Source organism: Brachybacterium sp. SW0106-09 (assembly GCF_001293905.1).
Lineage (GTDB): Bacteria > Actinomycetota > Actinomycetes > Actinomycetales > Dermabacteraceae > Brachybacterium > Brachybacterium conglomeratum.
In genome coordinates this window covers 1-14,592 of record NZ_BCAK01000040.1, presented here as the reverse complement: position 1 = coordinate 14,592, position 14,592 = coordinate 1, and the positions used below count along the sequence as shown (strand labels likewise).

At 74.6% G+C, this 14,592-nt stretch carries 12 protein-coding genes; 3 read left to right on the top strand and 9 right to left on the bottom strand.

The window, feature by feature from the left end; genetic code table 11:
* Window positions 1-306, bottom strand: a 306-nt coding sequence (locus Y09_RS13670) for a DUF3499 domain-containing protein (protein ID WP_159419662.1), incomplete at its 3' end; no start/stop codon positions are given.
* A 100-nt stretch (window positions 307-406) separates the two neighbouring features.
* On the opposite strand from Y09_RS13670, the gene Y09_RS13665 reads away from it, so the two are divergent.
* Window positions 407-862: a metallopeptidase family protein gene (locus Y09_RS13665; RefSeq protein WP_053918226.1), complete on the top strand. Its 456-nt coding sequence runs from the start codon at window positions 407-409 to the stop codon at window positions 860-862.
* Between the two features lie 118 nt (window positions 863-980).
* On the opposite strand, the gene Y09_RS13660 is transcribed toward Y09_RS13665, so the two are convergent.
* The 3 genes from Y09_RS13660 to Y09_RS13650 are packed head-to-tail and all read right to left on the bottom strand — an operon-like array spanning window position 981 to window position 6,294.
* Window positions 981-2,639: a DUF5719 family protein gene (locus Y09_RS13660; protein WP_053918225.1), complete on the bottom strand. Its 1,659-nt coding sequence runs from the start codon at window positions 2,637-2,639 to the stop codon at window positions 981-983.
* Entirely contained in the window at window positions 2,632-5,982 is a 3,351-nt protein-coding gene (locus tag Y09_RS13655; RefSeq protein ID WP_053918224.1) for a hypothetical protein, read from the bottom strand. The genes Y09_RS13660 and Y09_RS13655 overlap by 8 nt, the downstream gene beginning before the upstream one ends.
* A gap of 12 nt (window positions 5,983-5,994) precedes the next feature.
* A complete protein-coding gene (locus Y09_RS13650) occupies window positions 5,995-6,294 on the bottom strand; it encodes a WhiB family transcriptional regulator (RefSeq protein WP_010549808.1) in 300 nt (99 codons plus the stop codon).
* Window positions 6,295-6,574: 280 nt separating this feature from the next.
* Between Y09_RS13650 and Y09_RS13645 the strand changes: the two genes are divergently transcribed.
* Together Y09_RS13645 and Y09_RS13640 are read left to right on the top strand one after the other, a co-directional pair.
* A complete protein-coding gene (locus Y09_RS13645; protein ID WP_053918223.1) occupies window positions 6,575-7,690 on the top strand; it encodes a coenzyme F420-0:L-glutamate ligase in 1,116 nt (371 codons plus the stop codon).
* Window positions 7,687-8,406, top strand: coding sequence for a TIGR03089 family protein (locus Y09_RS13640; RefSeq protein WP_053918222.1), 720 nt, complete (start codon window positions 7,687-7,689; stop codon window positions 8,404-8,406). Before Y09_RS13645 ends, Y09_RS13640 begins: the two co-directional genes overlap by 4 nt.
* Window positions 8,407-8,440: 34 nt before the next feature.
* Here the strand turns inward: Y09_RS13640 and Y09_RS13635 are convergent, their stop codons facing one another.
* The 5 genes from Y09_RS13635 to Y09_RS13615 form a co-directional block, all read right to left on the bottom strand.
* Window positions 8,441-9,211, bottom strand: coding sequence for an ABC transporter ATP-binding protein (locus Y09_RS13635; protein ID WP_082358854.1), 771 nt, complete (start codon window positions 9,209-9,211; stop codon window positions 8,441-8,443).
* A gap of 13 nt (window positions 9,212-9,224) precedes the next feature.
* Window positions 9,225-10,151 (bottom strand): ABC transporter permease, encoded by a 927-nt coding sequence (locus Y09_RS13630; RefSeq protein WP_053918221.1) that lies wholly within the window; start codon window positions 10,149-10,151, stop codon window positions 9,225-9,227.
* Window positions 10,148-12,250 (bottom strand): glycosyltransferase, encoded by a 2,103-nt coding sequence (locus tag Y09_RS13625; protein ID WP_053918220.1) that lies wholly within the window; start codon window positions 12,248-12,250, stop codon window positions 10,148-10,150. The genes Y09_RS13630 and Y09_RS13625 overlap by 4 nt, the downstream gene beginning before the upstream one ends.
* A 51-nt stretch (window positions 12,251-12,301) precedes the next feature.
* Window positions 12,302-13,459: a UDP-galactopyranose mutase gene (gene glf, locus Y09_RS13620; RefSeq protein WP_053918219.1), complete on the bottom strand. Its 1,158-nt coding sequence runs from the start codon at window positions 13,457-13,459 to the stop codon at window positions 12,302-12,304.
* Window positions 13,460-13,570: 111 nt separating this feature from the next.
* Entirely contained in the window at window positions 13,571-14,518 is a 948-nt protein-coding gene (locus tag Y09_RS13615) for a glycosyltransferase (RefSeq protein WP_082358852.1), read from the bottom strand.
* Window positions 14,519-14,592 lie beyond the last annotated feature (74 nt).

The following is a 14,592-nucleotide window of genomic DNA, read 5'->3' as shown; positions in this document are numbered from 1 at the left end:
GCCCGGGCCGGCGGTGCCGACCGGGCCGTGCGGGCCCTGGCCGGGAGCGGGCGCGGCGGGGCGGCGCACGGCGTCGGCGAGGGCGACGAGGTCGTCGCTGACGTCCCCGCCGCCGGCGACCCGCAGCAGCTCCCAGCCGCGCGGCGGGGTCATGCGGGCGGCATGCTCGTGGCAGAGGTCGTAGGCATGGGGCTCGCTGAGGCGGGAGAGCGGGCCGAGCACCGCGGTCGAGTCCTGGTACACGAAGGTCAGGGAGCTGACTGCCGGCTGCGAGCAGGCGGTCCGGGAGCATTCACGAGCTGGCACGCTCAGCAGTGTACGCAGGTCGCGGGCCCGGCGGGCGCGGCGCGCCCGCCGGGGCGAGGGTGGGGTCCGGCACTGCGGACGCGGGGCTACAGTGCACGGCATGGACCTCGAACCCGGCCGTGCCCCCGCCCCGCGAGGACCGCTCGGCCCGCGTCGCCGAGACCGCCGCGGCCGCGGCCGGCGCTGGGACCTCATCCCCCCGCACCTGCCCGGCCATCGCACGCGCCGGGAGCGCTTCGACGATCTCGTCGCCGATGCGGGGGCCGCGCTCACCGAGCGGTTCCCCCGGCGTCTCGCGCACCTGCAGGTGCTCGTCGAGGAGGTGCCGTCGGCGGATCCGGCGCCCTGGGAGGAGGCCCAGGTGGTGCTGGGCCGTGCGGTGCCGGGCACCCGCGAGCACCCGCCGCGCGTGGTCGTCTACCGCCGGCCGCTGGAGACGCGCTGCGTGACCGCGACGGAGCTGGAGATGCTGGTGCGGCAGGTGCTGTCCGAGCAGATCGGCTCGCTGCTCTCGATCGCGCCGGAGGACGTCGACCCGGAGGCCTGGGATCTCTGAGCCGCCGCGCGACCGGCGCGGCGCGCGCACCGTGCGACGCGGACGGCAGCCCGGGCGCACCGCGCGGCGGTCGCGGACGCGCCGGTGCGGAGCGGCTGTCGCGGGACCGGGAGCGTCCTCAGTCGGTGAGGACGACCGGGACGCTGTCGCCGTCGCCCGCATCGGGCAGGACCGGCAGCGTGGAGAGCAGCACGCCGCCCGCCCCGTCGGACTGGCGCTGCGTCCAGCTCGCGTGGACCGCGCCCGGGACCTCGGGCACGATCGACAGGGCCGCGGCGCCCTCCCCGCCGAGGCGGAGCTGCTCGTGGGTGAGGGTGCTGGTCGCGCCTGCGGCGAGGTCGACCGCGATCGGCTCCCCGGCCGCACCGTCGGCGCCGATCGGGATCACCCGGGCCTCGATGTCCTCGTCCGCGGTGAGGGTGAGCGCACCGGTCGCGCCCTGCCCCGGCAGGGCGCTGACCGCATGGGTTCCCAGCGCCGGCGCGGGGGCGACGAGCGTGAAGTCCACCGGCGCGCCGACGGTGTCGCCGGGCAGATCCTTCCCGGTGCGGGCGCTGCGGGTGACGGCGTCGAGCGGCCCGTCCGCGGAGACCTGCACCGCGTAGGTGCCGTCGGCGAGGCCCTCGAGGGCGGTGGGCACCACGGCGCCGGCGGGGACCTCGATCTGCGCGGGCGATGCCCCTGAGGCGGCGCCGTCCGCGCCCAGGACCTCGACGTCCGCGGTGACGGTGGAGCCCGAGGGGTTCGAGAGCACGAGGGTGGGCGCGGTCCCGGCGACGTCCACGCCGGGCATGACCAGCTCCTGCGCGGGGGCGGGCAGCGGATCGAGGATCTCGGCGCCGCCGGGGGTCAGCCCGTCCCGCTCGGTGGTCTGCACGTGCAGGGACAGGGGCGCGCCGAGCACGGAGACGTCCACGCCGACCGCGTCCTCCCCCGGCACCACGGACTCCAGCAGCACCCGTTCCTCATCGCCCGGCGCGACGACGACCTGGCTGCGCCCTTCCATCGCCGCGGGCCCGTCGGCGGTGCGCAGCTGGACCGAGGCGGTGGCGGGGCGGTCGGAGGGGTTGGAGAGAACGAGCACGGAGCTGTCCCCGGTCTGCGTGGAGACGCCGAGGAAGGACGCCTCGGTGGTCGGCTCCGCGCAGCGGGACAGGGACAGGGAGCGGAAGTCCCCGGACGCGGTCCAGGTGCCCTGGACGGCGTCGGCGACGGGACGACCGCCCTCGGAGGTCTGCGCCGTGACCCGGGGCGCGGTGCGCACGTCCCGCAGGGTCTGCACCGCGATGCCGAGATCCGTCGAGGCGGCATCGCCGGGAAGCTCCTCGCCCTCGGCGTCCGCGGCCGTGATCGCGGGGGCGGGCACGGCGCCCTCGGCGTCCTGTCGGGTGCTGGATCCGCTCACCTCGCCGAACAGGACCGACGACGCGGGCTCGGCCGCGACGCTGCGCAGGGAGACCGACGGGGTGGGCGGGGTGACCGCGAGCGCGGCGTCGCCGCCCGTCTGCAGCGCCTCGTCCGGCACCTGCAGCGGGCCGTGGCAGGCGAGGCTGCGGGGGCCGGGGCTCGCCGTGGCCCGGACGTGCTCGGCCGCGGCGGGCCCGCGGTCCGGGGCGACGGCGAGCGCCCCGGCGGCCAGCAGCAGGGGGACGATCGCGGCGATGCCCAGCAGCAGGCGGGCGGGCCGTCCGTGCGCGGCGCGCACCCGTCCCGCCCCGCGGGCGGTCCCGGTGCGGTCCTCAGCCTCGGTCTCGGCCTCGGAAGCGTGCTCAGCCATACATCTCCTCCGCGGTGCGGGTGCGGACCCGCCAGGGGATCGCGATCAGCGCGGTGGCCGCGGTCGCGCCGTACAGCAGCAGCTGCCAGAGCGGTCGGGCGGGCTGGTGGCGGTGGATCTCGAGCTCTCCCCCGGCCCCGGCCGGGACGGTGAAGCCCTGCGCCCAGCCGTCGACCTCGACCGCGGCGAGCTCGGTGCCGTCGAGGCTCGCGCGCCAGTCCGTGTCGTGCCGCTCCGAGAGCACGACGGTGCGCTCCTCGTCGGCGGGGGCGATCTCGCCCTCGGCGTCCACGACCCCGCTGTCCAGGGCGATCGGCTCCTCGCCGCCGGTGACGACGGCGCGCGGCAGGGCGTCGATCACGCGCCAGGTCCCGCCCTCGGAGCCCTCGGTGACCTTCTCGAGCAGAGGGGAGCTGTCCAGGGTGCTCATCAGCTCGGGCCGGCTCTCGCGGTCCCCGTGGACCACCACGTAGGCGATCGCGGGATCGGCGAGGTCCGTGCCGTCCTCGGCGCCGCCGGAGAGCATCGCCGCCACCTCCTCGCGCAGTGCGGCGGAGGCGGGATCGTCGTCGACGGGCTCGCCGGCCAGCGCCGCCTCGACGTGGCGGGCGTCGACGAGGGCGGAGTGCTGGATCACGGTGTCCTCGCCGTGGACCACGAGGCGGGCGGCGACCGCGCCGTCCTCGGCCTGGTCCAGCACCAGCACCCGGGAGCGGGCCTCGGTGCGGCCCTGGTCGGCGGCGGCCGCGGGGACCTCCCCGCCCTCCACGCGCCCGATCTGCAGCGCGCGGGGAAGCAGCGCCATCCCGCCGACGACGGTGAGCAGGCAGGCCGCGGCGGTGAGGGCGCCGATCACGGAGGTGAGCAGGCGCCGGAGGCGCGAGTCGCGCTCCTGGCGGCGGGCGAGGGTGTCGAAGGTCGCCGCGGCGCCGAGGGCGAGGCAGAGCAGGGCCGCGCTGAGCAGGGCGTGCAGCGGCGGGGTCAGCACCTGTCCCTGGCCGACGGAGGTCCCGGTGGAGCGGGCCGCCAGCACGGCGAGCGCGCAGCCGGCGGCGGCGAGGAGGCTCAGCCGGCCCGCGCGGCCGGCCGCACCGCGCAGCAGCGGGGAGACCAGGGCGCCGAGCACCACCGGCGCGACGGGCAGCAGCACCAGGAGTCCGGCGGCGTCCTCGCCGAGCATCCCGGCGAGCGGCGCGGCGAGGTCGGGGGCGACCGGCCACAGTCCCAGCAGGTCCCGGGTGCTCGCCTCGCCCGCCGCGGCGGGCACGCCGGCGACGGCCAGGAGGGTGCGGGGGTGGCCGAGGTAGGTGGGCAGGTAGGGCGCGTGGAGCGCGAGCGAGGGCAGCAGCACCCACAGCAGGCGCAGGCGCCGACCGGGCGCGGCGATCGCGACCAGTGCGAGGGCCGGCGCGACGAGCAGCACGAGCACCGGCTGCACCGCCCCGATCACCAGCAGCAGCAGACCGCCCGCGGCGGCCGCGGAGACGGAGGCCTGGGAGACCTTGTGGGGCAGGCCGATCGCCCGGCCGATCGCGAGGGCCAGCAGCGGCAGCAGCACGTGCACGGCCAGCAGCGGCCACGCGCCGACGGCGAGGGCGGTCAGGAGCGAGGGGGCGAGCGCCCAGACGCAGGCGAGCACGAGGCGGGCGCCGACCGCGCGGGTGATCGCGCCCGAGGCCCACCAGGCGGCGACCGCCGCGGCCGGCACCCCGGCGAACACCAGCACCTCGACGAGCAGTGAGCCGCTGCCGGGCAGGTGCCCGAGCAGGCGCACGAGCGGGTCGCCGGGCCCGCGGTCCCCGAGTCCGCCCGGGACCCAGGTCGACCAGGCCGCGGCCCAGCGGTCGGCGGCGGCCTCCGGCACGGCGCGCAGACCCGCGCCGGCGAGCTCGCCGCGGCCGAACAGGCTCCGCAGCGAGAACAGTCCCAGGATCGAGGCGCCGAGCACCACGACCGCGGTCCACACGATGTGGCGGCCGTAGTCGGCGTCGTCCAGCCCGTGCCGGGTCCCGGCGATGCCCCAGGTGGTGCGGCGGATCTGGCGGCGACGGTCGTCGTCGGCGAAGAGACGGGTGCCGACGTCGTCGAGCCAGCGCCGCAGGCTCGCACCGCGCGGGAGGTAGAGCGGGGCGAGGCGTCGCCGGGGCACGCGGGCGCGCCGGCGGTCGCGGGCGCCGCGGCCGAGGACGCGCCGCATCCGCGGCAGGGCGGCGAGGACGGCGCGCAGCTCCATCAGCGCGGTGCGCGGCGCGGTCGCCGCGAGCGCCCCCGCCATCCGCAGGAGGGTCTCGAGCGGGAGGAGCAGGAGGGTGAGCAGCGCGTGCAGGAGCGGGCGGTGCTTGAGCACCGTGAGCAGGCGTCCGGTGCGCTGGTCCTGGAGGCGCTCGAGGACGGGCCGGGTGGGATGGGGGTGCAGGATCCGGGCGGCGGACTGCACCGCGACCCGCTCCCCGGAGCGCCATACGCGCTGGCACAGGTCGATCTCCGCCCAGGGGGCGGGGAGGTCTGGGTCCAGGCCCCCGAGCTCGCGCAGCGTCTGCTCGCGGATCAGCATGCCGGGCAGCGGCACGGCGAGGACGTCCTGGCGCCAGTCGGCCTGTCCCTGGTCGATCTCGCCGGGGTCCACGCCGGTGATGATGCGCCCGCCGTGGGTCAGGGTGATGCCGACGTCGACCAGGGCGTCCGCGGACTCGGCGGTCTGCGGGAGGTCGGCGCCCGGCTCGGCATGGCGCACCCGCTTCGCCCCGACCACCGCGGTGGTCGGGGACTGCCGGACGCTCTCGAGCTCGCGCTCGAGCGCGTCGAGGGAGGGGATCTCGGGGTCCTCGAGGAACCACAGCCAGCGCTCCGCGGGGGCGCCCTCGGCGAGGCCCGCGCGGCGCCCGCTGCGGGACCCCTCCTCGCGCAGCCGCTCGGGCACGAGGGCGAGCGCCTCCGCGCGCTGGGTGCGCTCGCGCTCGAGGGCATCGACGTCGACGGCGCGGGCGCGACGGCCGGCCCGGCGCGTGGAGGACTGCGCGGCGGGCTCCGGGGCGTCGACGGGGCCGAGGGTGCGCTCGTGCTGCGCGGCGAGCGCGTCGAGGACCTCCTCGACGGCGGCCGCACGGCCGGGGAGCGAGGGGTCGGGGCGGGCGGTGACGTCGACGAGACGGTCCACCTCGCCCGAGGCGGTCAGGCTCTCGAGCGCGGCGCGCACGTCCTCGTCGAGATCGGAGGGTACGGCGACGACCACCCGGTCCGGGAGTCGGGTCTGGGCGGTCAGTGCTGCGTGGAGCGCATCGTGGGTTCCCGCGGTCGTCGCCCCGCTCAGCAGGACGACCGCGGTGACATGGCGCTCGTTCACCGGGTCAGGATGTCAGACCACCCGGCGCTTGAGCTTGCGTCGCTCGCGCTCGGAGAGACCGCCCCAGATGCCGAACCGCTCGTCGTTCTCGAGCGCGTATTCGAGGCACTCGGCGCGCACCTCGCAGGAGACGCACACCTTCTTCGCCTCGCGGGTCGAGCCGCCCTTCTCGGGGAAGAACGCCTCCGGGTCCGTCTGCGCGCACAGGGCGCGCTCCTGCCAGCTCAGCTCTGCATCGTCGGAGTCCTGCCCGGCGAGGTCGAGCAGGGACAGCTCTGCACGCGCGTCGTCGTCGACTCGTTCCTCGTCCATGGCCACCACTCCTTCCACTGCTGTGTTGACCTGTCATGACCAGCGAAGGCCTCTTTCGGCCCCTAAAGTACACCGGTGTAGTTATGGTGCGTCAAGCGGCGTCGGCGCGTCGCGGAGCACATCACTGCGCGAACGGCCGTGCACGACACGGCCGCCGTCGCCCGCCGCTGCGACCCTCCGCGTCCCGCGCCGCCGTTGCACATTCCGGGGCGACGCCGCCCCTCCGATCCCTCGTCCCGGCTCCCCGCCCGCCGCAGGAGCCCGCCCCCCGGGAGGCACCGTGACCACCACCCCGTCCCCGTCCGATCCCGCCGACGCTCCCTCTGCCGCGTCCGCCCCGAGCGCTCCCCCGCCGCAGGTCGCGGTGCTGCCGCTGACCGGCCTCGGCGAGGTGCGGGAGGGCGCCGACCTCGCCGCCCTGCTCGCCGGGGCGCTGGCCCCGCTCGCCCCGCGCGAAGGGGACGTGCTGTGCGTCTCGACGAAGATCGTCTCCAAGGCGCTCGGCCTGCGGGTGAGCCCCGAGGAGCGGGACGCGGCGATCGAGCGCGTCGCCGTGCGCACCGTCGCCCGCCGCCTCCACACCCGGGTGGTGACCTCGGTGGTCCAGATCCCCTCGGGCCCGGTCATGGCCGCCGCCGGGGTGGACGGCTCGAACGCGCCGGACGGCCCGCTGCTGCTGCCGGAGGATCCCGACGCCTGCGCCCGCGAGCTGCGCGAGGGCCTCGTCGCTTATCTCGGGGTCGCGATCGGAGTGGTGCTCACCGACACCTCCTCGCGGATCTGGCGGGTGGGGGTCTCCGACATCGCGCTCGGGGCGGCCGGGGTGTCCTCGCTCGAGGACCTGCGCGGCGGGGTCGATGCCGACGGGCGGCCCCTGAACGTCACCGTGCGGAACCTCGCCGACGAGCTCGCCGCCGCCGCGGACCTCGTCAAGGGCAAGGCGAGCGGGATCCCGGCCGTGCTCGTGCGCGGGGTCCCCGGGGCGACGGGCGTCGACGTCCCGGCCCGGGAGCTCTCGCGCACGGGGGCCGACGACTGGTTCCGGCGGCCGAGCCTGGAGTCGGTGTGGGCGGCCCTCGGCCTCGCCCCGGAGCAGGAGCCGATCGCGCGGATGTCCCCGGAGCCCGCCGAGGAGCGGATCGCCCGGGCGCTCGAGGTCGCCGCGCTCCCCCGTCCCGGCGCCGCCCCGTTCCGCTCCCGGGCCGCCGCGGTCCGGGACCGCTCAGGCTCGACGCATATCGTGGTCGAGCGGGCCGATGCCTCCGACGCCGCGCTCTCCGACGCCGCGACGCTGGCCGAGCGGGTGCGCACCGCGCTCGGCGCCGAGTCCCTCGGCGAGGAGCTGCCCCAGGTGCCCGTGCTGATCGTCCCCGATCCCGAGGAGGACCCCCGATGACCTCGTCCCCGACGCCCGACCCCTCGACGACGGGCCGTGCACTGCTCGCGGCGCTCGAGGCGCTCGGCCCCACGCCGGCGCTCGCCTGGTACGGCGAGGCGTCCCGGATCGAGCTGTCCGGGCACGTGCTCGCCAACTGGGTCATCAAGGCGATCGGGCATCTGCACGACGAGGTCGCGCTGGAGCACGGCGACACGGTGGTCCTGGACCTCGCCCCGCACTGGAAGCGCCTGGTCCTCGCGCTCGCGACCTGGTCCCTCGGGGGCGAGGTCGTGCTGCTGCCGCGGACCGGGGCGGGGGATCCGTCGGCCGACGACGCCGCGGCCGCGCCGCCGGGCGGCGTCGAGGACCCGCGCGTGGTGGTCACCGACCGTCCGGACTCCGCGCTCGCGGACACGGCCGACGAGGTGCTCGCCGTGCAGGGGGTCTCCCTCGCGCCCCGCTATGACGGGGAGCTGCCGCCCCTGGCGCGGGACTGGCTGGTCGAGGTGCGGGGAAGCTCTGACCGGCTCGGCGTGGCGCTGCCTGCCTGGAGCGGACCCGCCCCCACCCCGAGCGCGGGCGATGCCGCACCGCGACTGCTCGTGGCGGGCGACGGGCTCGAGACGGCGTCCCGCACGCTCGGCGCCTTCCTGGAGGGCGGCGGGATCGTCGGCCCCGCGGCGGTGGTCACCCCGGAGCGCGCCGACGCCGAGGGCGTCACCGACCGGAGCTGAGCCGCCGCCCCCGCCGGGACGCGGCGGGCGGGGCTCAGCTCGCGCGGAGCGTCGCGATGGCCTCGGTGGGGTCGCCGTCGAAGACGGTGCGGCCCTTGCGCAGCACGACGATGCGGGTGCAGAGCTTCTCGAGCATCTCCAGCTCGTGGGAGACGACGACCATGGTGCGACCGGCCTTCTGCAGCTCCCGGATCCGCTCCAGGCATTTGCGCTGGAAGGGCTCGTCGCCGACGGAGAGGATCTCGTCGACCAGGAAGATGTCCGGCTCGGTGTGCACCGCGACGGAGAAGGCCAGGCGGAGGAACATGCCCGAGCTGTAGTACTTCACGTCGGTGTCGATGAACTCTTCGATCTCGCTGAACGCGACGATCTCGTCGAACTTCGCATCGATCTGCTCGCGGGTCATGCCGAGGATCGCGCCGTTGAGGTAGACGTTCTCCCGCCCGGAGAGGTCGGGGTGGAATCCGGCGCCCACCTCGATCAGACCGGCGACCCGGCCGCGCAGCAGCACCCGTCCCTGGTCGGGGAAGAGCACCCCGGAGATCGTCTTCAGCAGGGTCGACTTCCCGGAGCCGTTGAAGCCGATCAGGCCCACGGTCTCCCCCGCGTGGACGGTGAGGTCCACGTCGTCGAGGGCCAGGAAGGTGTCGGCGAGCTTCTTGCGCTGCAGCGCGGAGAACACCAGCTCCTTCAGGGAGTGGTCGTGGCGCAACGAGAACTGCTTGGTGACGTGCTCGATCCGCACCATCTCGCGGTCGGTGGGGCGTGCGGCGGACTCGGGCACGGCGTCGATGTTCGGGCTCATCCTCGTCCTCCCCTCACAGTTCCTGGGCGAAGCGCCGCTTGGAGCGCTCGAAGACCACGGTGCCGATCACGAAGGTGGCCACGGCGATGAGCAGACCCGCCCACCACAGGCCGTAGGGCTCGTGCGGGGACAGCAGCGAGGGGTCGACGGTCGCGCGCTCGACGACCTTGGGGCTGTAGCGCCAGAACGCGACGTGGAACAGCTCCACCACGATCGTCAGCGGGTTCAGCTGGTAGAGCCAGAACCAGATCGTGCCGCCGATCGACTCCTCCACCATCGAGACGCGGTACAGCACCGGGGACAGCCAGGTGGCGACCATGACGATGAGGTCCACGAAGTTCTCCACGTCGCGGAAGGCCGCGTTCAGCGCCGCGGTGATCATCCCCAGCCCCATCGTGAAGATCAGCAGGATCGCCATGCCGAGCACGAAGGCGAGCGCCGCCGTCGGCGAGGGCAGCCAGCCGAACAGCAGCGCGCCCACGATCAGCACCAGCAGCTGCGGCAGGAAGTGCACCAGCGCCACGATCATGCTCGACCAGGGGAACAGCTGGCTGGGCAGATAGATCTTCGAGACCAGCGCCTGGTTGCCCGTGATCGAGCGGGTGGCGTTGCCGAAGACCTCGCCGAAGAGGTTCACCACGACGATGCCGCTGAACAGGTACACCGCGTAGGCCGGGGTGTCCCGCTGGAGCTGCAGGAAGACGCCGAGGGCGATGTAGAAGGTGATGAACTGGACCGCGGGCTTCACGTAGCTCCACAGCATCCCCAGCGCGCTGCCGCGGTAGCGGACGCGCAGCTCCTTGCGCACCAGCAGGCGCAGCAGGAACCGCTCCGTGACCGGGTTCAGCCAGCCGGCGTCCTGTCCGGGCGCGCGCCAGCCCTCGGCCTGCTCGGCCCGGGTGGGGAGCTGGCCCGCCCGCGTGCGGGGGGCCTCGCTCACGCCGAGGTGCTCCCGCCGCTCGTGCCGCTGCCGGCCGTGCCCGTGCCCGCGGCGCGGTCCTTCTCGCGCACCGGGGCGGGGTTCTCCGCGAAGGTCCGCTCCCACGCCTCGAAGGAGGTGATCCGGCCGGCGGACTCGCGGTACTGCGCGGCCAGCTCGTTCCAGCGGCGGTGGAGGTCCAGGTGCGCGGTCAGCGCCTGGGCGAGCTTGTCCCGCACCTGCTTGGGATCGCGCTTGTACCAGGCGACCTGGGTGCCCTCGGCGTTCGAGACAAGCGCGCTGTCGTAGGCGGACAGGCGCCACCACTTCGCGTCCAGGTGGGGCACGACCGCCTGCGGGTTCTCGTCCGCGCGGGGCGAGGTGGGCTTCAGCAGCTGCTTGGCCAGCGTCTTCGCCGTCCACACCGGGAGCATGAAGCGGTGCGGCTGGGTGAAGGGGCGGCCCTTGCGCGGGGGCTTGTCGACGTGGACGGGCGGGTAGGAGTCCTGGTCCTTCTTCGCGGTGGCGTCGGCGAAGTCGGAGGCCATGGCCCGGATCTCGGGCAGCTTCGTGCCGATCGAGGGGTGGAGCGCGTCGGGGCCCTCGAGCACGTCGCGCTGGGCCATCAGGCGCCCCGCCTCGGTGTAGTACTGCATCGAGATGAGGTGCTTGACGTCCATGAACTGCGACTCGCGCACCACACGACCGCCGCGGGGGTAGGGCGAGTGCAGCAGCGCGGTGATGATGCGGTTGCGCTCGTGGAAGTAGGCCTGCCAGCCCACCAGGTCGTCCTTGTCCACCCAGCTCATGTGCCACACGCCCGCGCCGGGCAGGGACACGGTCGGGTAGCCCGCCTTCTTGGCGCGCAGCCCGTACTCGGCGTCGTCCCACTTGATGAACACCGGCAGGCTCAGCCCGATCGCGCGCACCGTCTCGGTGGGGATCAGGCAGGACCACCAGCCGTTGTAGTCCACGTCGGCGCGGCGGTGGAGCCACGGGGTGGAGCGCAGCGGCTCGGCGGAGAAGTCGTGGCCCAGCTGGCCCTCGGTGTTCGCCAGCGCCGGCTGGATCCGCCAGGGGTTCACGACCTCGCCGAAGGTGTGCAGCACGCTGCGGTTGTTGAGGTCGAACATGTGGGCGCCGACGAGGGTGGGCCGAGTGGCGAAGTCCGCGAAGGTCACCAGGCGCACGAGCGTCTCGGGCTCGAGCACGATGTCGTCGTCGCAGTTGATCACGTAGGTGGAGGTGCCGTTGGTGGACGCCTCGTACATGCCGCGGGAGAAGCCGCCGGAGCCGCCGATGTTGCCCTGCTCGATGATGCGCAGCTGCTCGCCGAGCTCCGCCTGGAGCGGGGCGAGGTCCTCGGGGTGGTCGCCGAGGCGGTCCGCGCCCTGGTCCACGATGTACATCACGTCGAGCTTCTCGCGCAGGTCGGGGTTCTCCGCGACGGTGGCGATGTTGTCGAGCACGTAGTCGACCTTGTTCATCGTCGTCATGGCGATGGAGAAGGTGCCGTCGGTGCGGGCGAGGTCCGCGTCGGCCGTCCACTCGGCGCCGATGATGGTGAGGTCCTCGGCGCCGGCGTAGGCGTCGAACCAGTACCAGCCGCCATCGCCGAAGGCGGTCAGCGGCAGCTCGAAGACGGTCTCGCCGCTGCCGGTGACGCTCACCGAGTCGTGGCGCTGCAGGCTCCCGCGCGCCGTGGAGCGCATGACGACCAGGGTGCCGGAGCCGGCGGTGCGCACCACCAGCCGCAGCGCCCGCACCGGGGTCCAGCGCCGCCAGTAGCTGGCGGGGAAGGCGTTGAAGTAGGTGCCGAAGGACCGCATGGACTGCGCGGGGATCCGCACGGAGAGGCGGTCGCTGAGCTCGCTGACGTCGACGGAGGTCGCGCTCGCGGCGGGCTGGCCAGGGGCTCCCGCGTCGGACGAGTCGCCGCCGCCGAGGCCGAAGGCGCTGCCGCTCGCGCCGGAGCGCGCGTCGGAGGCCTCGATGTACAGCGGGGCGATGTCGGGGGACGCCTCGGTGGGCAGGATCAGGCGCTGCAGCACGCGCTGCGGCGCGGTCGTCTCGGGCGCGGCGTTCTCGGGGGTTGCCGTGGCGGCAGGGGTGGCGTTCATGGTGCTCCTCGTCGGCGGTCGTCTCGGGCCCCGCACTGCGGGGCGGTCGGGTCAGCCCCGCAGCAGGTCGGGCAGCTTGTTGTCGGCCATCGACAGGGCGGAGCCGATGGCCATGTGCATGTCGAGGTACTGGTAGGTGCCCAGACGCCCGCCGAACAGGGTGCGGGGTTCGACCTCGGCGCGCTTGCGGTACTCGAGCAGCCGCTCGCGGTCGGCGCCGGAGTTGATCGGGTAGTACGGCTCGTCGCCGGACTCGGCGAAGCGGGAGTACTCGCGCTGGATGACGGTCGCGTCCTTGGTGTAATCGCGCTCGGGGTGGAAGTGGCGCGGCTCGATGATGCGGGTGTAGGGCACCTCGGCATCGGCGTAGTTCATGACGGAGGTGCCCTGGAAGTCGCCGACCTCCAGGTGCTCGGTCTCCAGGTCGATGGTGCGCCAGCCGAGCTCGCCCAGGTCGTGGTCGAAGTAGCGGTCCACCGGGCCGGTGTAGACCACCGGCAGGTTCCCGCGCACCGCATCGCGGTTCAGCGGCTGGGAGGTGTCGAAGTAGTCGGTGTCCAGGCGCACCTCGATGTCCGGGTGTTCCGCCATCCGCTCGAGCCACGCGGTGTAGCCGTCGGTGGGCAGGCCCTCGTGGGTGTCGTTGAAGTAGCGGTTGTCGTACGTGTACCGCACCGGGAGGCGGGAGATGATCGAGGCGGGCAGGTCCTTGGGATCGGTCTGCCACTGCTTGCCGGTGTAGTTCTTGATGAACGCCTCGTACAGGGGACGACCGATCAGGGAGATGCCCTTGTCGTTGAGGTTCTCGGGATCCTTGCCGGCGAACTCGCCGGCCTGCTCCGCGATCAGGGCGCGCGCCTCGTCGGGCGTGTAGGCGGCCTGGAAGAACTGGTTGACGGTGCCGAGGTTGATCGGCATCGGGTACACCACGCCCTGGTGGGTCGTGTACACCTTGTGCTGGTAGCCGGTGAAGCTCGTGAAGCGGTTGACGTACTCCCACACCCGGTCGTTCGAGGTGTGGAAGAGGTGGGCCCCGTACTTGTGGACCTCGATGCCGGTGACCGCATCGGCCTCGGAGTACGCGTTGCCGCCGATGTGGGAGCGGCGGTCGATGATGGTCACCTTCGCGCCGTGCTCGGCCACCGCGCGCTCCGCGATGGTCAGGCCGAACAGGCCGGAGCCGACGATCAGGAGGTCAGGAGTCGACACAGGGGGTCCTTTCGATGCTGGCGGGTTCTCCGCCGGGGACTCGATCACAGTAGCGGAGGCGCGACCGGGGGACGGCTCCCCGCCTCGGCGCGCCGGAGCGTGTGGCAGTGGTCATGCGGTGCGGCCGTCGTGCTCGACGAAGCGCCGGTAGGCCAGGCGGCGCGCCCATCCCGGGGCGAGACGGTAGACGCCCCGCTCCCCCAGGTTGCGCAGGAAGCCGGCGGGGGTGGTCACGCGGTCCCTCACGAAGCGGCGCTGCAGGCGCAGGTCGCTCGCGAAGAGCCGCCAGCCGCCGCGACGGGCGAAGAGGTGCTCGTCCACGCGGTAGTCCACGAGCACGTCCGGGAGGTTCGCCATCCGCGCCCCGCCCAGCATCATCCGCTCCCAGAGCCAGTAGTCCTCCAGCAGGGGCAGGTCGCGGTAGCCGCCGACGGCGAGCACCGTGGAGCGGCGCAGCACCATCGTGGGGTGGTGGAAGGGGCTGTGCCGCGGGAGATAGGCGGTGATCTCGGCATAGGTCAGGGGCCGTGTGCGCAGCGGCCCCCGGCCGGGGGCGACGCGGTCGCTGAACTCGCGCATCGCCCCGCCCAGGAGATCGAGGCGGTCGCGCCGCATCCGCGGGATCTGGAGGGCGAAGCGCTCGGGGCGGCACAGGTCGTCGGCGTCGGCCCGGGCGACGAGCTCGTACGGGGAGGCCTCGAGGCCGCCCTGGAGCGCGGAGGCGACCCCGCGATGGGCGCTGTGGCGCAGCACGGTCGCCGGGCCGTGGGCGCCGGCCTCCACACGCTCCACCAGCGCCTCCAGCGGGGCGGGGAGCGGCCCGTCGACCGTGAGGATCAGCAGGTCGGGGCGGAGCTGCTGCGCCTCGGTGGCGGAGACGATCGCCTGCCGGACCCGGTCCGGCCGGTCCTTCGCCCACAGCGGCATGAGCACCGCGAAGGGCTCGGCGCCCTCGACCCTGCCCGCGGGGCGGGCGGGTGCCTCGTCCTCGGCGCGGCGGGCGGACGGCTCTCCCCCTCCGCCGCCGACGGGCGGGGCGGGCCGTGCGGGATCGGTCACCGGCCGGCCGCCCGTTCGATCGCGCGCACGTCCGCGGCGGCCTCGCCGTCCGCGGCGAGCACCGCCGCGGAGGG